Genomic DNA, 19,765 nt, shown 5'->3' on the forward strand with positions numbered 1-19,765 from the left:
ACCGGGTCACGCACACCCGTTACCCGGGCCGTCGGCGTCGGGTGCGGCTGCGCACCACCTCCAGCGCGTGCCCCGCGCGTCCCGCTCGGGCACCTCGCCATCGGTGACCGCTGCGGCCGGAGCTGCAACGCATCGCCGACCTGCACGGGAGCGGGGACAGCCGCTGTCCGACCCGCGGTGCACCGGGCGGGGTACTCGGCGGCTCCTGCCGTCGAGGGTCCGCCGCCCGCGACCGCGGTCAGCGACTGCCGGCTAACGACCGACGACGGCGCCCGGGTCGAGGTCGGCCGGCGAGGTCGCGCCGGTGAGCGCCAGTACGTGCCGCAGGTGCGCGGCCAGCGCCTCCAGTGTGGCGGTGACCCCCGCCGCTCCCCCGGCGGCCAGCGCCCAGAGGACCGGCCGGCCGACGAGGACGGCGTCGGCTCCCAGCGCCAGCGCCACGAGGGCGTCGGTGCCGCTGCGGATCCCGCCGTCGACCAGCACCGGCACGCGGCCGCCCACGCCGTCCAGCACGTCCGGCAGCGCGTGCGCACTGGGCACCACCCGGTCCAACTGCCGCCCGCCGTGGGTGGAGACGACGACGCCGGTCGCGCCGGCCTCGACGCAGCGGGCGGCCTCGTCGCCGCGGAGCACGCCCTTGACCACGACCGGCAGGCCGGAGACCGCGGCCAGCCGGCCGATGGTGTCCGGCGTCATCGAGGGGTCCTGCTCGGCGGCCTCGCGGGCCACCGCGCCGGGCACCAGGTGCTGCGCGAGGTTGATCAGGTACTCGTCGTCGGGGACGGCGATGCGGACGCCGGCCACCCGTCCCTTGCGGCCGACGTAGGGGGTGTCGACGGTGAGCACGACCGCGCGCGCACCGGCCGCCGCGGCCCGTGCGACGAGCGCCTCGGTCAGCCCGCGGTCGCGCATCAGGTAGGCCTGGAACCACCACGGGCCGGTCGCGGCGGCGCCGACCTCCTCCAGGGTCCGCGACGCGCGGGTGGAGACGACGGTCAGGCACCCGGCGTCTCCGGCGCCCCGCACGGTCGCGCACTCGCCGTCGGGGTGGGCCAGCGCGTGGAACGCCATGGGCGCGACGACGAACGGGGAGGCGGCCGGCGTGCCGAGCAGCCGGGTGGCCAGGTCGACGCGGGACACGTCGTGCAGCACCCGCGGCCGCAGCCGGAAGTCCCGCCAGGCCGCCTCCGCCTCGCCGAGGGTCACCTCGTCGCCGGAGCCGGCCTCGTAGTAGTCCCAGATCTCGGGCGGCAGCACCGCGCGCGCCCGCTCGCGGGAGTCGGCCAGCTCCGTCAGCACGCCGCCTCCCCTCGTCCCGGGCCGGAGCTCCCCGGCGCGGCAGGACAGCGTAGCGACGCCCCGGCCGCCGGTCGACGCCCGAGCGCACGTCGGTGACCCCAGCACCAGCAGGGGCCGGGACGCCCAGCCGGACCTCGTTGCCAGGGGACGCGGACGGGGTCACGGGGACCATGGGCGCCCGGACAGGGCAGGGAGGCCGTACCGTCCGGACCGGACGACGGAGAGGCCACGGGGAGACCATGCCGCGCACTGCACGACCACTGCCGTATCTCACCGCGGGGCTCGTCGTCTTCGCACTGGCCGTGACCGGCTGCACCGGTACCGCCGCGACGTCCCCTCCCTACCCCGTGAGCACCCGTGTGCTGGACCTGAGCGATCCCTCGCGCTCGACCGATCCGACGCCGGAGCAGCGCGGGCTCGATGCCCGTCCCGGTCGCGACCTGCCGACCACCCTCTGGTACCCGAGGACCGGCGAGGGCCCGTTCCCGCTGGTCGTCTTCAGCCACGGCACGGACGCCTCGCCCGAGGGCTACGAGGAGCTGCTGGAGGCCTGGGCGGCTGCGGGGTTCGTGGTCGCCGCTCCGACCTTCCCGCTCACGTCCGCGGGGACCGCGGTCATCGAGGAGGACATCGCGAACCAACCGGCCGACGTCTCCTTCGTGCTGACCGAGGTGCTCGCGCTCGGCACGACCGACGGAGACCCCCTGGAGAGGCGGATCGACCGCCGGCACGTCGCCGCGGCCGGCCACTCCGCCGGCGCGGCCACCACCTCGGCACTGCTCTTCTCCTGCTGCCTCGACGAGCGCGTCACGGCCGAGGTCGTCCTCGCCGGGGGGACCGGCGGTTACCCCACCGACTTCGCCGATGTCGACGTCCCCACGCTGTACGTGCACGGCACCGACGACGAGGGCATGAGCATCGACGACGCCCGCGCCCTGTACGAGGCGCAGCCCGGCCGCAAGGCCTTCGTCGAGCTCCCGGGCGGCAGTCACACCGACCCCTACTCGCGGACGTCCGACCCGTACGCCGCCGCGGTCCGCGCCGTCACCACCGACTTCCTGCGCTGGACCCTCGACGGCGACCGCGCCGCCCTGGCCGAGTTCGTGATCGACGCCGGCCGTCCCGGCGTGGCCGAGCTGAGGCAGAACGCGCTCTCCGGCTGACCTCGGGCGTCGGCCCCCTCACCCGGACACCGGCGAGCTGCCCGGCCGGGCTACCGACCCAGGGTGCGTCAGTCCGAGGCGCGCTCGGCCACCGACTCGACGACACGGGCGAGCTGCTGCACGAACGGCGGGCGCAGCAGCCCGAAGTGGTCGGTGCGCACGTGCTCGACCGTCAGCTCGCCCGGGAACAGGCGCGGCCACCAGCGGGGGTCGTCGTCGTTCTCCTCGGAGACCACCAGGAGCGTACGGCCCGGCCACGGCTCGGGACGGTGGAAGCGCGCCACCCGGGCACCCAGCTCGAAGAAGACCTGCCCCTGCGTGCCCGGGTCGTAGGGCCGCACCCCGGCGGCGAGCAGGCGGGCGCGGGTCTGCCACAGCTCGCGCCGGCTCCCGGCCGCCTGACTCGGCCCCACCTGCATCTGACGTCGGGCCTGCAGCACGCCGAGGGGTGTGGGGAGCCCGTCGTGTCCGCCGTCGGCCGGCTGCTTGGCGGCGGGAGGGAGATAGGTGTCGAGGATCGTCAGCAGGGGCACGCGGCGGCCACGCCGGTTGAGCAGCTGCGCGACCTTGAGCGCGTACAGGCCGCCGAGGGAGTGCCCGACGAGCAGGACCGGTCCCGTCGGGACGGCCTCCTCCAGCACCCGCACGTACCGGCGCGCGGCGGCCGCGACGGTCCAGTCCGGCACCCCGCGGTTCTCCAGCCCCTGCATCTGGAACGCGTACACCGGCCGGTCGTCGAGGGCCCGGGCGAGCGGCTCGAAGACGGCGCCCACAGCGCCGGCACCGGCGAAGCAGAACACCGGCGTCCGGGTGCCCGTGCTGCGCAGCCTCACGAGGGTGCCGTGACGGTCAGGAGTCGCCGGGCTCGTCCGTGCACGGTCGAGTGCAGCGGCGAAGTCGGCGAGGGTCGGGTGTTCTGCCAGGTCAGCCGTCCGCAGGGACAGCCCGGTCTGCGCGGCGACGGCGGCGAGCATCTCCTCGACGGCGAGCGAGTCCCCGCCGAGCGCCGTGAAGCTCTCGTCCCGGCCGACGCGGTCCAGGTGCAGGATCGGCGCCCAGATCCCGGCCAGCACGGCCTCGGTCCCGGTGATCGGCGTCACCGGCTCCCCCCGTTCCGGCACGGGTGGCAGCCGGGTGACGTCGATCTTGCCGCGCTCCGTGCGCGGCATCGTCTCCATGAGGACGACGTCCCGCGGCACCATCCAGTCCGGGAGCGCCCGGCTCAGCGCTGCCCGCAGCCCCGCGGGCGAGGGGATGGTCCCCGACGCGTCCGGCACGACCCAGGCGACGAGGCGCTCCGCCCCGCGTTCGGTGGCCCGGGCGCGGACGACGGCGTCCACGACCTCGGGTAGGGCCAGCAGCGCCGCCTCGACCTCCCCCGGCTCGACCAGGTAGCCGCGGATCTTGACCGAGTCGTCGGACCGCCCGAGGAGGTGCAGGCAACCGTCCTCGTCGAGCCGGGCCTTGTCGCCGGTCTGGAACCGCCGGCGGCCGTCCGGGAGGTCCTCGAACCTCGCCGCCGTCCGCTCCGGGTCCCCCCAGTAGTAGCCGCTGTGGTGGGCGGAGGTGACGGCCAGCAGGCCGATGGTGCCCGGCGGCACGGGGCGGCCGTCGTCGTCCAGGACCTCGATGGTCTGGTGCGGATAGGGCCAGCCGAGCGGAACGATCCCGTCCGGGACGCGGTCCGAGGGACGGATCTCGAAGCTGGCGAAGGCGAGCGCCTCGGTCGCGCCCACCCCGTTGGCGTAGCAGGCCTCCGGCCCCAGGTGCGGCAGGAACGCGGCGACGTCCCGGCCGTAGGACTTCTCCCCACCGGTCATGAACCGCCGCAGCGCCGGGATGAGCTCGCCGGGCCGGAGGACCGCGGTGATCGCCCGCATCAGGGCCGGCGAGCACAGCGTCACGGTGATGCGCCCGTCGCGCAGCAGGCCCACCAGCTCGTCCAGGCCACGGACCCGTGGGTCGAGGACCACCAGGGTCGCCCCCTGCAGCAAGGTGGGGAACAAGATCATGTCGGCGGCAGCGAAGGCGTAGGGGAGCACCAGCGCGACCCGGTCGGACCCCGTCAACCCCATGGCCCGGATGCCGGCGTCGGCACTGGTGACGGCGGACCGGTGTGTGTAGACGAAGCCCTTGGGGACGCCCGTGCTGCCCGAAGTGAACACCAGCACCGCTGCGTCGTCCGGGTCGAGCTCAGGGAGGGTGGCGTCGTCCGGACCGGGCTTCCCCGTGGCCACCGGGAGGTCCTCGAGCGCGAGGACCGTCTCGATCCCCGGCAGGCCCACCGACGCCGGGCGGTGGGCCCGGTCGGCGACGAGCACCCGCACACCGGCCTGTGCGGCGATCTGCGCCACCCTGGCCTCGGGCAGCAGCACGTCCAGGACGACGCAGGGGTGCCCGGCGGCGATCACCGCGAGGAATGCGGCGACGCTGGTGGTGTTCTGCTCCGCGTACAGGGCGATCGGCGTCCGGTCCTCCGGATCACCGACGGCGCGCACCAGCTCGCCGGCCGTCGCCCGCACGCGCCGATCCAGCTCGGCGTAGGTGAGAGCACCGTCCCAGGAGTCCAGCGCCACCCGGTCCGGCAGGCACCGGGCGACCTCCGCCAGGCGCTCGACGACGTTCGCCGGACCGGGCACCTCCAGCGGCGTCAACGCCGTGGCCGTCCGCTCGCGTCCTTCGTCGTCCACCGAGAACCCCCGCGGGTCTAATGGTCCGGACCTGGCCGGACGGTGTCGAGCGGCGCACCGGGGGAACGCTGCACCGCCTGTCTGGCGGCAAGCTAACAGCTGATCGCTCCCGGCGGGATCGGGGCCGGAGGACTGTCACCCGCCCCCGACACGGCGGCGGACCGGACGGGCCACCCACCGTCGCCGGCGACCCGCCGGTCAGGACCGGTGGCCCCGGGCGGCCCGCAGGCTGCGCACGTAGGCCCCGGGCCCGCGGCGTCCGCCCGCGCGCTCCAGCCGGGCGAGGTCGGCCGGCGGCACCGGGCCGAGGGGCGGCGGACCGGCCGGCTCGGACGTGGTGGCCCATCGGCTGCGCACCGCCGCCGGGACCTTCGCCGCCAGACCCAGCACGTGCCGCGGGTCCCGCAGGACGAGTGAGGTCAGCATGGCCGTGAAGCCGAGCCCGTAGTCGTGCAGCTGCGCGCGGAGCTCGTCCTCACCGGCGCGGTGGGTGTGGAAGACCACTGCCGCGGGCTCGTAGCCGATCGCACCGCCGAGCCACAGGAGCCGGATGAACATCGCCAGGTCCTCGCCGCCCTTTGACGGCGTCCCGGTGCCCAGGGCGACGTCGAAGTCGCCCAGCCGCGCCAGGGCCGTCCGGCGGAAGGCCATGTTCGCGCCGGCACCGACGGCACCGGCGCCGTAGACGGCGAACCGCCGCAGCTCGCGCTGCCCGGCGTCGAGGACGCGCACCTCGGCCCGGCGCGCAATCCCCGCGCCACTGGTCCCACGGTAGGTCATCGGGGCGAACACCCGCGTTCCGCCGAAGCCGCCGTAGTGCCGCTCGAACCACAGCTGCGCGGGGGTCTCCAGCTCGCCCGGCAGGATCAGCCCGGTGACGGCGTCCTCGTCGGGGTGCCGGGCGAACCGCTCACCGAGTGCACGCAGCCAGCGTGGGTCCACGCGGACGTCGTCGTCGGTGAAGGCGACCACCTCCCCCCGAGCGGCCCGGACGCCCGCGTTGCGTGCGGCGGAGATGCCGGGCACCGCCTCCCGGACCGCCCGCACGCGCGAGAGTCCGGCCACGACGTCGGCGGCGCCCACCGCGGGGGTCCCCCGGGAGTTGTCGACGAGGACCACCTCGGCGTCCGGATAGTCCAGCCGGTCCAGTGCCTCCAGTCCCGCCCGCAGCTGCTCGGGGCGCGCGAGGTTGGTCGGCACGACCACGGTCGCGCTGGGGAGCTCCGCATCCGGGACGGGCTCCGGCCAGTGGGGTTCCCGGCCCTCGAGCAGGCGCGACGCCAGCCGGCGGACCTCGTCGGCCGGTACCTCGTCCCGGCCGTCGAAGGGCACCTCCACGATGCCCGCCGGCGCACCGCCCGAGCACACCACGAGCCAGGCCCCACCCCACCGCGCGCCATCGTCCCGGCGGGCGCTCAGCCCCTCACCGGGGGCCTCCGCGTCGATGACGACGATGCGGATCGGGGCGTACCCGGAGGTCTCCGCGCTGCTCACCGGGAGAACGTAACCGGGCACCGCTGCCCACGACGTCGCCTCCTCACCCCTTCCGGCGGCCCGCGCCGCGCCGACTCACCCCAGGGGTGGGCCACGGCCCGGACCCGCTGGGCTCACAGCTCCCCGCAACACGGGACACGTACGTTGCCCTCGACGCACTCCACCGACCCACCCGGGAGCCGACCTCCGATGAGGATCCTCACCCAGCTGCTGACCCTCGAGCGGGTCGGGGGGATCGAGGTGTGCACCTTGGAGCTCACCCGGGCCCTGGTCGCCCGCGGGCACGAGGTGCACATCGTCCACGGTCCGCCATTCGGGCTGCTCGACGTCGAGGACATGACCGCCGACCTCGAGGCGGCCGGTGCGGTGCTGCACGGCCCCTACCCGCTGGCCACCTCGCTGCGCGGCGCCCCGGCGGCGGTCCCCCGGTTCCTGCCGGCCGCCCGGCTCGCCCGGCGGCTGCACCCCGACGTGCTGTGGCTGCACCGCCTGGAGCACGTGGTGTGGGGGCAGACGGTGGGGCGCTGGTCGGGCACCCCGCTGGTGCTGCACCTGCACCAGGTGCCGAACTACCGGCGGGCGTTGCCGGTCCTCACCCGCGGTGTGCGGCGGTTCGTGGCCGTGTCGGAGTTCATGCGCGAGCGGTGGGTCGAGGCGGGTGTGGACCCCGGGCTCGTCGACGTCGTCTACAACGCCCTGCCGCCAGAGTCCTACCCGGCCGGTGACCTCGCCGCACGTGACCGCGCCCGGGTGGCCCTCGGCCTGCCACCCGACGTCCCGGTGGTGCTCTTCTACGGCCGGCTGGAGCCGGAGAAGGGCATCGAGGTCGCGCTGGACGCGTGGCACCAGCTCGCTCCGGCCCACCACGAGGCGCACCTGCTCCTGTTGGGCAACGTCCCGCCATACACCGACCCGCGGCTGCGCAGCCGCATCGACGAGCTCGTGCGGTGCGGGACGGGCACCCTCGCCCCGGGCCTTGGTGACGTCGTCCCGGCGCTGCACGCCGCAGAGGTGGTGCTGTTCCCGACCCTGCTGGAGGAGGCCTTCGGCCGGGTGGCCCTGGAGGCGTTGATCACCGGACGGCCCGTGCTGGCTTCTCGCATCGGCGCGTTGCCGGAGATCCTCACCGGCTCCCTTCAGCAGCACCTCGTCCCCCCGGGGGACGCCGCGGCGCTGGCCGCGGGCATGAAGGCGCTGCTGTCGTGGCGCCGCGACGAGCCGGGCCTCGGCGCGGCCGCACGGGCGCACGCTCGCGCCGCGTTCGACTTCGACACCCAGGTGGCCCACCTGGAGGCGGTGCTGGCCGGGGCCCGGCGGTAGGTCAGGTCGGACGGCGGAGCAGCCCGGGCTTGCCCTGGGCGATGCGCAGCCGGTGCAGGAACCACGGCAGGCACACGACGGCGAGGGCGAAGCGGCCGAGGTCCCACTCCGTCGACTGCGGCAGCAGGAGCGTGGCGGCGCAGACCGCCACAGCCAGTGTCGGCGGGAGCAGCACGGCAAGCGGTGTGCGGGGCCAGACGATGCCGGCCGGGAGCCAGGCGCGGTGCAGCACGGCCTGGATGGTGAACGCGACCAGCGTGGCGAGAGCCGCACCGCTGAGGTCCAGGTGCGGCACCAGCAGGATGTTGAGCCCGACGTTCACGACAGCGGCGATGACGGCGCTCCAGGCGAGAGGGCCGGTGCGCTCGAGCGTCACCAGCGCCCGTCCGGTACCGCTGCCGGCGAGCACCGGGAACCCCGCGAGCGCGACGAGGAACACCACGGGCAGCAGCGCGCCCGGTCGGTAGCTCTCCGGTGCGACGAGGGTGAGCACGAGTGGGGCGGCGAGCGTGATGCCGGTGATGGCCGGCGCCATCAGGGCGATCAGTCCGTCCCGGGAGTGCCCGATGAGCGCCCACCGGCGGTCCTCGTCGGCGATGGCGGCGATCCGCGGAGCCCACGCGGCGCTGACCATGGACAGCAGCAGGACCGCGACGTTGCCCACGGTGTAGGCGATCTGGTAGCGGCCGGCCTCCTCAGGGCCCAGCAGACGCTGCACGACGAGGCGGTCACCAGCGTTGAGGACGTAGATCGCCAGCCCGGACACCATGAGTGGGATGCCGAGGGCCAGCGCGCGACGCGCCACGTCCGGTCCGATGCGCCGGCTCCAGCGTGGTCGGACCAGCACCAGGCCGAGCACCAGCACCAGCGCCAGGCTGCCGAGGCCACCGAGCGCGTAGGCGTTCGCCGTCCGGTAGCCGCCGCCGATGAGGATGACCAGGCCGCTGAACTGCCCCCCGACGGCCGACAGGATGTTCAGGAGGCTGAACGCACCCAGCCGGTCCTGGCTGAGCAGCAGCGCCGAGACGACCAGGGTGGCTGACGCGGGCACGGTCCAGCCGATGACCGTGACGAGTATGGGGCTCGACGGCGCGAAGCCGAGCTCGTGCCCCCACCACGGCACGGTGAGCGCCGCCACCGCTGTGAGCGCGCAGGCCAGTACGAGCGCGAGCAGGACCAGCGCGCGGGCGGGACGGTCGTCGTCGGAGGTGGCGCGGATCTGCACCAGCGCCTGGTCGATCCCGGCCACCGCCAGGACGACGAGCACCTGGTGGACCGCGATCGCCGATGCCAGCTCGCCGAACTCTCTCGGGGGCAGCAGGTGGGCGAGGATGGGCGAGACGAGGACGGAGCTGACCATCTGCGCGGCGAGCACCGCGACGTAGAGCATCCCCCGTCCGAACAGCGTCGAGGCGACGTCCTCGACCGATGGCGCGGTGGGGGGCGCCAGTCCGGCGACGCTCGAGGCGACGGAGAGTTCGTCGGGGACGGGGTGCGCGGCGTCGTCCGGCGTCGTGCTGGGCCTGTCCGAACTCACTGCCACCCTTCCCTGCTGCCGGTCTGCGCGTCGCTATCGTGCGGGCCCGGTACCCGGGCGCCTGACGACGGTACGGCGTGCCCGCTCGCCCCGGGGAGCCCTGGGGATCGGTGGGCCAGGGCCGCACGAACGCCTCCTCTCGAAATGACGCCCAGTGACCTCGGCGGCACCCGACCGGCGACCGCCGCTAGGTCCTCGCTGCTCTCGCTGTACAGGACATCCTGGATGGGGTAGACATGGACCGGTCCCGGCACGGAGAGTCACCGCCTGGACTGCGAACCGGCTCCTGGTCGGGGAGCGCACGGGGGCAAAGGCGCTTCCAACCGACGACAGCAGAACACGGGTGAGCGTTGACCCGCCGGACATCCCTGGTCGCCATGGTCCGGCGGTGAGCAGAGGCGAAACCGGACCCGTCTTCGATCGAGGAGACCACCGGTATGCACCAGCACGAGCGCGTCCGTCCTGCCACGGTCCTTCCGCTTCCGCGTCGCGCGCCGCGGGTCAGCGTGGTGATCCCCACCTACAACGAGGCCAAGAACCTGCCCTACGTCTTCGCGGCCATCCCCGAGGACGTCCACGAGGTCATCGTGGTCGACGGGCACAGTGTGGACGGCACCGTGGAGGTCGCCCAGGCGCTCCGGCCGGACGTGCGGATCGTCCTGCAGAACCGCCGCGGCAAGGGCAATGCCATGGCCTGTGGTTTCGCCGCTGCGACCGGCGACGTGCTCGTGATGCTCGACGCCGACGGCTCGGCCGACCCGCAGGAGATCCCCCGGTTCGTCGACGCGCTGACCGCCGGAGCCGACTTCGCCAAGGGCACCCGCTTCGCCAACGGCGGCGGCAGCGCCGACATCACCCGAGTGCGCGCCTGGGGCAACGGCTGGCTCAACCGGATCGCCAACCTGCTGTTCGGCACCCGGTACACCGACCTGTGCTACGGCTACAACGCCTTCTGGACCCACTGCCTCGACGTGCTCGAGCTCGACGCGAGCGACCGGGGCCGGACGGACCGGCTGTGGGGTGACGGGTTCGAGATCGAGACGATCATCAACACCCGGGTGGCCAAGGCCCGCCTGCGCATCGTCGAGGTCCCCAGCTTCGAGGCCGAGCGGCAGTTCGGGCAGAGCAACCTCAACACCTGGCGCGACGGCATCCGCGTGCTGCGCGCCCTGGCGGTGGAACGGGTCAACCGCGTCGGCCGCCGCCGACCGGTCCGCCGGCCCGGGGTCGTCCAGCCGGCACCGTCCGCAGTGGCCTTCGCCGGGGCCGCAGGGGACGGCGAGCAGATCCGCTCGGCCTGACCGACCCGCGCCTCAGCGGGGGCCGCGGACGGGAGACCTGACGGCCGCCTCCAGCCAGGTGCCGAGTTCCTCCGCCTCCGGCGGGAGCGCGCCGTTGACCGGCGGCCGCTCGAAGACCAGCCGGATACGCACCACACCGGGCAGGTCGGCGGCGCGGTCACGCCAGTTGGTCCGGCGGATGAGTCCCGTCTTCACCGTGTCGACGACAGCGAAGGGCGCGTAACCGGCCTTCCCCGCCCCGCGGATGCTCGCGTCGTTGCCGTCCCGGATGACGGTGATCAGCGTGTCGGCGAGTCCGGTGCGCACGTAGTGGTCGCGGATGCCGTCGGAGGCGCTGGCCAGCAGTCCCCGGCCCCGGTGGTCCGGGTGCGTGACGGAGTCCTCCTGGTTGACCACTCCGTCGGGCAGGGGCATCCAGCCGGTCGAGGTCATGTCGGTCGGTGCCGAGCCCCGGAAGACCCACGCGGAGAACGCGACGTCGTCACCGCGGCGGACCAGCCACAGGTGGTGCCCGGCGGCCAGGAAGGCACGGGCCCGGGGGAAGTCCGCCCCCGTCTGGCGCAGCAGCGGGAGGTCCTGCTCGCCGGCCAGGACCAGCTCGAACCCCTCAGGCAGCGGCTTGCTGCGCCGCTCGGCGGTGGCGGGCACCCAGAACCAGTGGTAACGGCGCCGCTCGGAGAACGAGACGGGCAGCCGGGCACCGACCCGCTCCAGGAGGCCGGGCGTCCCGCGTGGGGGCACCGGAGGGGTGCGCGGGTTCGCCGCGGTGTCGGTCATAGTCGATCGTCCGCCGTCCTGGCGTCGGGCAGGGGTGCCGTTCGACACCTGGACGCCGCGGCGATCGTAGGGCCGGGCGCTGCTCCGTCAGGCCTCCTGGCGCACGGTGGAGCAGGCCTCTCAGTGCCGGTGTGCCTTGCGGGCCTCGCGGTAGGCGGCGACGACGCCGCGGGTCTCGGCCGCCAGGTACAGCATCTGCGACCGGCGGGTGGGGGCGACGAGCGAGAACCGCGGCATGGTGCGCACCTCGTCGGTCCAGCGGAGCTTGGCCTGGTTGGGACCGAGCGAGAGGTTGAACTCCCGGTGTCCAGCCTTCTGGGCGTCGGCCACCGCCTGCGACTGGAGGTAGGTGACCGCCGAGTAGTCCCAGGCCCGGTCGGTGAGCCCTGACACCGAGCTGTAGCTGGCCGTGGCCGTGTGCAGGACGAGCTGGGTGGCGACGACCTCCTCGTCGATGAGCAGCTCGTAGAGGCTGACGGCATCGCGCGCGGCCATCCGGCCGACGACGTCGCCGAGGTAGTCGCGGACACGGCCGTCGGCGAACACGTCGGCGTGCACCGGCTTGCCATCCCCCAGCGTGGCGCGGTCGCCGTGGAGCGCCACGAGCCGGGAGAACGCCCCGCCGACCTCACTCTGGTCGGTGACCCGCCGGACCCGCCAGCCGTCGGCGCCGAAGTCCCGGGTCAGCCGGTTGCGGGCGCGCCGGAAGGACTCCTTGAGGTTGCGCCGCCCCGCGTACACGTTGCGCTCGGCGCTCAGGTCGAGGACGGCGTTGGCGAGCACGCGACGCACGGAGACGGTGAACGAGAAGTCCGGCAGCCACTCCGGGACCAGCCACGGGACCGCGGTACCGAGGGCGAGGTCGGCCCAGTCCCACTCCGCGGAGAGCCCGCACACCGCGCCGACGACCACACGGGCGGCCTCCCGGCCGACCCGGGGGTCGACCAGCAACGCACTCAGCTCGTAGGGGCCGATCCAGGGTGCACCGGTGCCGACGGGCTGGACGACGTGCGCCCGTCCGCCCAGCACGGCCTGCCGGCACAGCGGAGACACGCCCACCAGGCGCTCGCCCTCCCGCACCTCCAGCACGAGGGGCGTGTACGGGGCCTCGACGCCGAACCGCTCCAGCCACGGCAGCGCCCAGTCGGGCCCGCTGAACGGGTTGACGTCCCCCGAGGCGTCGTGGAGGGCCTGCCACTCCCCCGCCAGCGCGGCGACCGACGAGAGGTCGCGGTGCACAGCCACCGTCAGGTCCATCGTCTCCGGTCCCCGTTCGGTCCTCCTCGGCGCCGTACTCCGCACGGGCGCGGTGTCCTGCCGGCCTCGTACCGGCACACCGAACCGTGATCATGGCACAGGCGGTCGGACATGGGCTGGTCCGTCACGGGCGACCCACCTCGCGGCGGGCGCGCAGGTACAGCAGCGGCCCGGCCAGCAGGCCCATCGCTTCGCGGCTCATCGCGCCGCGGGGACGGGGGCGGCTTCGGCGCGCCCCACCTCCAGTCGCGCACTCGTGTCGGCGCGCAGGCCCCCCAGCCGGCGCAGCCCGGCAGGGACGCGGCGCAGCACGTCCCTCCGTGTGCCCGGGTCGAGCAGGCACTTGGTGGCGAAGGCGGTGAGCCCGGAGCCGTAGCCGTACATCTGGCGGCGCAGCCCGGCGAGGTCCGCCCGGTGGTGGTGCCAGACGAGCGCGGAGGGCTCGTAGGCGATGCTGCTGCCGGCGCGCAGCACGCGGACGAAGGCGTCGATGTCCTCGCCCCCGCGGGTGCGGGTGCCCGCGCCGAGTGCCTCGTCGAAGCCGCTTAGCCGCTGCAGCAGGGCGCGGTCGAAGGCCAGGTTGGCGCCGGTGCCGAACAGGCTGGGCCGGTACGGGTGGAGCGGATCGGAGCCGTCGCCGTCCGGTGTGAGCACAGCAGGCGCGGTGCGGGTGGACCATGCCGCTGCCCGGGCGTCGAAGTACTCCTCGGCGGCGCCGCTGATCCCGGCGGTGGCCACCAGCCCAGTGACGCACCCGATGTCGTCGGCCCGGCGGGACCCGCGCAGCAGCCCGTCGACCCAGCCGGGGTCGACCGCGACGTCGTCGTCGGTGTAGGCCAGCCACCGGCCCCGGGCCTCGGTCAGGCCGCGGTTGCGGGCCCGCGACAGTCCCGGTCGTGGCTCGCACACGTAGCGGAACCGTGCATCCTGCGCGGCCCGCCCCTCGACCAGGGCCCGCGTGCGCTCGTCGGAGGGCGCGTTGTCGACGACGACGACCTCGACGTGCGGGTAGCGCAGGCCGGCGAGGCGGTCCAGGCAGGCGGCGAGGATCTCCGGGCGGTCGCGGGTGCAGACGACCACGCTGACCAGTTCGTCGCCGGCGACCGGCCTCGTGGGGCAGCCCGGCCCCGGCTCGGTGGCCGGCGCCACGATGCCCTCGGCGGCGAGGTGGGCGGCGATCTCCGTGGCGAAGCGGTCGGCGGCCTCGGCCGCCAGCGCGGGCACGTCCGGACCGCCAGCAGGGACGGGGGCGGTCAGGTAGCCGAGCGGCTCCCCGTGCAGCCTGACGAGCACACGGGCGCGGGGCTGGCCGGCGAAGGGCAGTGGCGCGTCCAGCGCCGGCTCACCGGCCAACTCGAGCGCGGCGCACCACAGGGCGGTCACGCGGGCTCCCCGGCGGGTTGACGGAAAGCTCGGTCGATGTGGTCGAGGACGTCGGGGTCGACATCGCTGGAGAACTTGCGGGCGAACAGCTTCGGGACGCCGTCCTCCGGCTCGTCGCGCTCCCTGCGCAGCACCGGCAGGTCCGCGCTGGTCAGCCACGGTGGGCTCTTGCGCGGGGACCCGTCCCATCTGATCACCCAGGCCGGACCGCGCAGCGACCGCTCCTCGTACCCGGGCACCATGGAGGGGGTGTGCAGCAGCGAGTGCACGAAGGTCTCGTCGGGCGCCCAGGTGGAGCGCCATCGGCGGACGAGGTCGGGCCGGGCGTCGACCGCGGCGAGCAGCGCGGCGGCGTGCTCCCGGGCCAGCACCTTCAGCGGTGAGCCACCGGCGAGGACGACGCCGTGCGGCAGCCGCCGCGGTACGGGCAGCCACAGCAGGTGCTTGCGCCAGGCGGAGAAGCGGAAACGCACCCGCCAGGAGCCACCCCCGTGGCCCCACTCCGGGATCGGCAGCCGGCGGGACCAGACGATCGACCGGCCGGCCAACCCGCTCAGCACGTCGCTGATCCCGGCCGTGGACCGCAGCGGGTAGTCCGACCCGGTGAGCAGGGCGACGTGCGAGGCGTCGGTCGCGGCCAGGGCGGCCCGGTAGCCGTCGAGCTCAGCGGAGACCGCACCCCAGCGGGCCCACGGTGTGGGCCTGCGCGGCAGCAGGGTGACCCGGTCGGGCAGGCCCGTGGTCATCGCGTCGAACGCAGCGGGAGACGTGCGCGAGTCGACGTGCAAGAACACCGGGAACGGGTCGAGCGCGTCGACCAGCCGCCGCAACTGCGGCGGGTCGGCGTGGGCGAGCACGACGCAGGCGAGGCCCCGGGGGGCGTCAGCGGACGAGCTCATAGATCGTCGCCGTAGGTCCGGTGGAGAAGGCGCGCCAGCCGTCGCTGCCGGCGAAGGCCCGGGCGTAGCGGTCGAAGTCAGCAGCGCGCTGGATGCCGTACAGGTCGGTGTACCCGGACTCCGCCGTGGAGACGTCGACGTAGACCGGCCCGTCGATGGTGTCCTGCAGCACGTCGGCCAGCTGGCCCACCACGGCGTCGGCCTCGGCCTGGTCCTCCGGCGCAGCCGGGAGCTCCGCCGTCGGCCCGTGATAGGTCAGGACGCCGAACTGGATGCGGAAGTAGTCCTCGGTGAGCCGGTACGGGGTGGCCGCTCCCGTGCCGAGGGAGAACAGCACGGCCCCGTCGGGCGCGCTGCGCTCGAGCTGCGCCAGCTGCGCGGCCTCGTCGGCGCGCATCACGCGGGCGTAGTCCATCCCGGTCATGCCGTAGGTGTGCACCGCGACGAGGACGACGGCGCCGAGGGCGAGGCCGACGGGCGCGGAGCGGCGGGGCAGTCGCAACAGGGCGACGGCGATCGCCAGCCAGGGCAGCGCGAACAGCGCGACCCGGAAGACCACCTCCTGGCCGTAGTCGGAACCGAAGGCGAGCAACCCGGGGCTGGCCGCTGTGACGAGCAGCGCCCACGACCGCCGGTCGCGCCGGCGCCACCAGGAGACGACGGCCAGCAATCCGATCAAGACGAGCAGCAGGGCCGGGAGGCCGTAGGTCAGCCGGGCGGTGAGGGACTCGGAGAAGTCGTTGTACGACAGCGACGGGGGGCGCACGTTCGCCACGACGTTGCCGACCGCCGACGGCGAGAAGTAGCTGCTGACCTGCTCGAAGTTGACCGCCGCCCAGGCCAGCGCCGGGACCAGTACCACGACCGGCAGCCACCAGGAGCGGACCACCCGGAACGCGAACAGCGCCACGAGAGCGGCGACCGTGAGGTACGGCGAGATCTGGTGGGTGACGGCAATGGCGCAGGAGACGACGGCGACGAGCAGCCCTAGCCCGGCCCGCGCCCGACCGGACGCGGTCGCGGCACGCACGCTGAACGCCACGACGGTCATCGCGAGGAGGAACGCCAGGGACTGGGGGGCGAAGAAGACGGCGCTGAGCGTGCTGCCCAGGCCGAAGACCGCCCCTGCCCACCACGCACGCGCCCGGGACAGTCCGAGGTGCCCGGCGAGGACGCGCACGGCGAGGACGGCTCCGGCCTGGAGCATGATCGGTGCGAAGGCGGCCACCGTGACCAACGGGTCGCCGATGCGCCCGACCGCGGTCAGCCACGCCGAGCCGGCGAACATCCCGGACCAGGCCTGGTAGATGTCCGCGGAGGGCTCCAGCGAACCGTTCGCGAGGACGTACTCCAGGACCCCGACGTGCCGGGCGGCGACCATGACCGCCGGCGCCTGGTAGACGATGGCCTGCGCGGTGACCACCGGCAGGACGAGCAGCAGCACGGCAAGGGCGGGGCTGCGCCGCGCCCAGGTGGCGACCAGCGCGGCGGCGAGGGTGAGCACGACGCCGATGAACCAGATCGGGCCGAGCACACCGAGCAGGCCCCCGGGCGTCGGCTCCTCACCGGCGTGGTGGACGGCGCCGGTGGTGGTCAGTGCCAGCCCTACGAACGCGAGCACCCAGGCCGGCCGGTGGACCTCCTGCAGCGCCTGGCGCGCACCGGCGACGGCGGCGCTCCGCAGACGCAGCGCCCGCATCAGGTGGGCCAGCAGCCAGGCGGCGCTGATGCCACCGGCGACGACGAAGGCGGCGGCCGGGTGCCAGGCGCCGGTCCAGGCCATACCGAGGCCGACCAGCACCGTGACGGAGCAACTGATCGCCCCCGAGGCGAGCAGCAGCGTCGCCGTACCGGCCGTGCGCAGGTGCAACGCGGGCGCGACGCCCATCCCGGCGACGCAGACGGCGACGACACCGGCGGCCAGCAGGTCGTCCGCCCCCAGAGCGGCGGCGACCCCGACGAGGACCAGGGCGGCCAGCGCGGCCGCCGGGAGGAGGAGGCGCACGTGTGGGCCGGCCGGCCGTATGGCGGCCGGCAGCGGCTCCAGCCGGCGCCACCGGGCCAGTCGTCCGGGCCGAGCGACGACACGCGGTGCGGGCTCGTCCGGGCCGCTGTGGCGGCCCTCGTCGACGACGCTCGTCGTCACCGGCTCGGCGTCACGAGACGCTCGGACATCCGGATTCCCCCGTCCTGGTGCTGTGCTCCGCTCCCCCCGTGGGAGACGCGGTCCCGTGCCGTCCTCAACGGACGACGGCTGCGGTTCGGTCCCTCCGCGGCCGACCTCCACCCGTCGGGGTGATTGCCAGTTCACAGCTCGTAGGCGTCGATGTGGACCCAATCGACCTGGACGACGCCGCTCGAGGTCGCCGGCGGGGTGTCTCGTCCGTTGGTCCCGACCTGCATGACCCAGTGCATCGGCTCGTTCGGGATGCCGGTGGTGGAGCGCCCGATGACCTCGCCGTCCAGGACGAAGGTGACGGCCGTCGGCGTCCACTCCACGACCGTGGTGTGCCAGTCGCTGAGGAGCGCGTCCGTGCCGAATTGCTCCTTGCTGCCGGACGGGTCGGCGTGGTGCGCCGTCGCGGTCACGGTGCCGTCGAGGTCGCCCTCGGGGAAGTCGATCTCGCCGTCGTCGGGCCAACTGTTGGAGTCCGGCCAGAGCAGGAAGGCCAGCCCGTAGCCGGCGGCGGGATCGGCCCGCCAGCGGACTGCGAAGCGGCCGTACACCTGGCCGTAGGTCGGCAGCGCGACGACCGCCGCACCGAGGTACTCGTCACCGTCCTTGCCGACCGCGATCTGCAGCGACCCGTCGGCGACCGACAGGGTGCGCGACGGCGCGTAGGTGCCGACGCCGGAGGTGTCCCCCCAGCCGTCGGGATAGGGCTCCCACCGGTCCTCGTACGTGGCGCTGGGGAAGGCACCCACCTCCACGGGGCTGTCGAAGTCCTCGTGGAGGACCGACCGCCACGGCTCCTCGCGACCGTTGGCCACGACCAGCGTGACGACCAGGCCGAGCACGACGACGCCGGTGACGGCCGCCAGCCACCCGGCCCGCCGGCGTGGGCGCGTCCCCGGGTCGAGGGCCGCCGACGGCGGCACACGGTCACTGACCAGGCTCACGCGTCGCACTCCTCCCTCGGGACGTCCTCGACCCGCGCGCGGGTCGGGGTGTCGTCTCATCACGCTACCTGCGGTCTCGCGGCAGGCGGGAGGCGTCGTCGCTCGAACGGGCCGGTGTGCCCCGTCACTGACGACGCGGGGTCACGGTGCATCCGCACCGGCGGGCAGGGCCTGCTCCAGGTCTCGGAGGAGCTCCCGGTCCCCCGATCGAGCCCTGTCGGGGTGCGGGGCGGGATCCACCCGGAGCCAGGTCACGGCGAAACGGTCCTGCTCCCGGTTGCGCCAGTCGACCTTCCGGCGCAGCAGCCCGACCTTCGTCACGCCGGTGACCGCGATGGTGCGATAGCCCACCTTGGCGGCCACGCGCCGGCTGGCCGCCTTGCCGTCCGGGGCTGCGCCGACCACTCGCGTGACCCGCCCGCCCTCCAGCAGCCGATCGAGCACGACGGTGCCGACGACGGTGCCCAGGCCGTTGCCGCGGTACTCCGGCAGGGTCATCACGTCCTCCGGGTTGACCGTGCCCGCTCCGGGTTGACCGTGCCCGGCGGCAGCTGCAACCACCCGTGCCGGGCCGCAGCCGTGGGCGCCCGGCCGACGAAGACCCAGCAGGAGGAGACCACCCGGTTCCCGTCGCGCACCATCCACAGCTCGTGTACGGCGTCCAGCCACTCCTCCGCCCGCTCGAAGGACGCGTCGAGGCCCTCGACTTCCGGGAGGTCGTCCGGGCCGGCCAGGAAGAGGCTGAACTTCGTGGGGAGCGGGGACGGAGGCGGGACGTCGGCCGCGTCGATCACGTACCAGTGGTACCGCTCGCGGACGACGAGACGGACGGGCAGGCGCGACGCCGCCCTCCGCACCGCCTCCCCCAGGCCGCCCCGGCCGACCTCCCGAACCTCGATCGAGGCCCGTGCCCGCACTCCGGCGGGGCTGTCCAGGGCCGTGGCTTCGCTGGTCACCTGTTCCAGACGTCGAGCTCGGCCGGGCCGACGTTCACCGTGGTCGAGCTGACCCCGGTGACGGTGAGCCGCACGCTCGTCGTCGCACGAGGAGTGAACCTGACCGTCACTGCACTGCCGGTGTCGGCCAGGGCCGGCACGGTCACCGTCGAGCCGTCGGAGAACGTGAGCGTCGTCGAGGTGATCCGGTCGGACGTGTTCGGGCGGTCGTGGAGCACCACGCGCCCGACCGTGACCGCCCCAGGCCAGGTCAATTGCAGCCAGCTATCCGTCCGTCCCCCGACCGCCGCCCACTCGGCGGTGGCCGTACCGGGGTAGCCGTCGACCACCTCGTCGCAGGCCTTGGCGGCGGTCTGCCCGGTGCCGGTGTCCTGCGACGACGCGGTCGGGCTCGCGGTGCGGCCAGGTTGACCGGCGCTGTCGGTGTCGTGGTGGTCGGCGGAGTCGTGGTGGTCGGCGGAGTCGTGGTGGTCGGCGGAGTCGTGGTGGTCGGCGGAGTCATGGTCGTGGGGTCCGGCGTGGTCGTGGCAGGCGGCGTGCCGGTGGTGGCCCCGGTCGTCCAGGCCTGG

Annotated in this window: 16 protein-coding genes; 3 read left to right on the forward strand and 13 right to left on the reverse strand. The window is 74.4% G+C overall.

Features of this window, described 5'->3' with window-relative positions:
* Positions 1 to 252: 252 nt before the first annotated feature.
* Positions 253 to 1,299, reverse strand: a complete 1,047-nt coding sequence (locus tag JD79_RS04600) for an alpha-hydroxy acid oxidase (protein WP_245899694.1) — start codon at positions 1,297 to 1,299, stop codon at positions 253 to 255.
* Between the two features lie 347 nt (positions 1,300 to 1,646).
* Between JD79_RS04600 and JD79_RS04605 the strand changes: the two genes are divergently transcribed.
* Entirely contained in the window at positions 1,647 to 2,462 is an 816-nt protein-coding gene (locus tag JD79_RS04605; RefSeq protein ID WP_170149108.1) for an alpha/beta hydrolase family protein, read from the forward strand.
* Positions 2,463 to 2,530: 68 nt separating this feature from the next.
* Here the strand turns inward: JD79_RS04605 and JD79_RS04610 are convergent, their stop codons facing one another.
* Entirely contained in the window at positions 2,531 to 5,152 is a 2,622-nt protein-coding gene (locus tag JD79_RS04610) for an alpha/beta fold hydrolase (RefSeq protein WP_110004562.1), read from the reverse strand.
* 198 nt (positions 5,153 to 5,350) lie between these two features.
* Complete coding sequence (locus tag JD79_RS04615) at positions 5,351 to 6,646, reverse strand: glycosyltransferase (RefSeq protein ID WP_170149109.1); 1,296 nt, start codon at positions 6,644 to 6,646, stop codon at positions 5,351 to 5,353.
* Positions 6,647 to 6,835: 189 nt separating this feature from the next.
* On the opposite strand from JD79_RS04615, the gene JD79_RS04620 reads away from it, so the two are divergent.
* On the forward strand, positions 6,836 to 7,966 hold the full coding sequence (locus tag JD79_RS04620) for a glycosyltransferase family 4 protein (protein ID WP_110004564.1): 1,131 nt from the start codon (positions 6,836 to 6,838) through the stop codon (positions 7,964 to 7,966).
* Position 7,967: 1 nt separating this feature from the next.
* On the opposite strand, the gene JD79_RS04625 is transcribed toward JD79_RS04620, so the two are convergent.
* Positions 7,968 to 9,503 carry a lipopolysaccharide biosynthesis protein gene (locus JD79_RS04625; RefSeq protein WP_110004565.1) on the reverse strand — a complete coding sequence of 512 codons (1,536 nt, stop codon included), beginning with the start codon at positions 9,501 to 9,503 and terminating at the stop codon, positions 7,968 to 7,970.
* 437 nt (positions 9,504 to 9,940) lie between these two features.
* On the opposite strand from JD79_RS04625, the gene JD79_RS04630 reads away from it, so the two are divergent.
* On the forward strand, positions 9,941 to 10,804 hold the full coding sequence (locus JD79_RS04630; protein WP_110004566.1) for a glycosyltransferase family 2 protein: 864 nt from the start codon (positions 9,941 to 9,943) through the stop codon (positions 10,802 to 10,804).
* A 12-nt stretch (positions 10,805 to 10,816) separates the two neighbouring features.
* Here the strand turns inward: JD79_RS04630 and JD79_RS04635 are convergent, their stop codons facing one another.
* The 9 genes from JD79_RS04635 to JD79_RS24165 form a co-directional block, all read right to left on the reverse strand.
* Entirely contained in the window at positions 10,817 to 11,581 is a 765-nt protein-coding gene (locus JD79_RS04635; protein WP_110004567.1) for a hypothetical protein, read from the reverse strand.
* Positions 11,582 to 11,701: 120 nt separating this feature from the next.
* A complete protein-coding gene (locus tag JD79_RS04640; protein WP_110004568.1) occupies positions 11,702 to 12,838 on the reverse strand; it encodes a GNAT family N-acetyltransferase in 1,137 nt (378 codons plus the stop codon).
* A gap of 198 nt (positions 12,839 to 13,036) precedes the next feature.
* The gene (locus JD79_RS04645) at positions 13,037 to 14,221 is read right to left on the reverse strand and encodes a glycosyltransferase family 2 protein (protein ID WP_245899698.1); all 1,185 of its coding nucleotides are present in this window, start codon (positions 14,219 to 14,221) and stop codon (positions 13,037 to 13,039) included.
* The gene (locus tag JD79_RS23430) at positions 14,218 to 15,120 is read right to left on the reverse strand and encodes a beta-1,6-N-acetylglucosaminyltransferase (RefSeq protein WP_110004570.1); all 903 of its coding nucleotides are present in this window, start codon (positions 15,118 to 15,120) and stop codon (positions 14,218 to 14,220) included. Before JD79_RS23430 ends, JD79_RS04645 begins: the two co-directional genes overlap by 4 nt.
* A complete protein-coding gene (locus JD79_RS04655) occupies positions 15,104 to 17,125 on the reverse strand; it encodes a hypothetical protein (RefSeq protein ID WP_146220386.1) in 2,022 nt (673 codons plus the stop codon). The genes JD79_RS23430 and JD79_RS04655 overlap by 17 nt, the downstream gene beginning before the upstream one ends.
* Positions 17,126 to 17,427: 302 nt before the next feature.
* Positions 17,428 to 18,240: a glycoside hydrolase family 16 protein gene (locus JD79_RS04660; protein WP_170149110.1), complete on the reverse strand. Its 813-nt coding sequence runs from the start codon at positions 18,238 to 18,240 to the stop codon at positions 17,428 to 17,430.
* Positions 18,241 to 18,381: 141 nt separating this feature from the next.
* Positions 18,382 to 18,738 (reverse strand): GNAT family N-acetyltransferase, encoded by a 357-nt coding sequence (locus JD79_RS04665; protein WP_110004573.1) that lies wholly within the window; start codon positions 18,736 to 18,738, stop codon positions 18,382 to 18,384.
* A complete protein-coding gene (locus tag JD79_RS04670; RefSeq protein WP_110004574.1) occupies positions 18,738 to 19,196 on the reverse strand; it encodes a hypothetical protein in 459 nt (152 codons plus the stop codon). The genes JD79_RS04665 and JD79_RS04670 overlap by 1 nt, the downstream gene beginning before the upstream one ends.
* The gene (locus JD79_RS24165) at positions 19,193 to 19,759 is read right to left on the reverse strand and encodes a discoidin domain-containing protein (protein ID WP_425454184.1); all 567 of its coding nucleotides are present in this window, start codon (positions 19,757 to 19,759) and stop codon (positions 19,193 to 19,195) included. The genes JD79_RS04670 and JD79_RS24165 overlap by 4 nt, the downstream gene beginning before the upstream one ends.
* Positions 19,760 to 19,765 lie beyond the last annotated feature (6 nt).

It is taken from the genome of Geodermatophilus normandii (assembly GCF_003182485.1).
In the GTDB taxonomy this organism is placed as follows: domain Bacteria; phylum Actinomycetota; class Actinomycetes; order Mycobacteriales; family Geodermatophilaceae; genus Geodermatophilus; species Geodermatophilus normandii.

Excerpts from the sequence above, each read along its gene's own strand:
- JD79_RS04665 (WP_110004573.1), bottom strand. The coding sequence starts at position 18,738 with ATGACCCTGCCGGAGTACCGCGGCAACGGCCTGGGCACCGTCGTCGGC.
- JD79_RS04635 (WP_110004567.1), bottom strand. The coding sequence starts at position 11,581 with ATGACCGACACCGCGGCGAACCCGCGCACCCCTCCGGTGCCCCCACGC.
- JD79_RS23430 (WP_110004570.1), bottom strand. The coding sequence starts at position 15,120 with ATGAGCTCGTCCGCTGACGCCCCCCGGGGCCTCGCCTGCGTCGTGCTC.
- JD79_RS04620 (WP_110004564.1), top strand. The coding sequence starts at position 6,836 with ATGAGGATCCTCACCCAGCTGCTGACCCTCGAGCGGGTCGGGGGGATC.
- JD79_RS04640 (WP_110004568.1), bottom strand. The coding sequence starts at position 12,838 with ATGGACCTGACGGTGGCTGTGCACCGCGACCTCTCGTCGGTCGCCGCG.
- JD79_RS04630 (WP_110004566.1), top strand. The coding sequence starts at position 9,941 with ATGCACCAGCACGAGCGCGTCCGTCCTGCCACGGTCCTTCCGCTTCCG.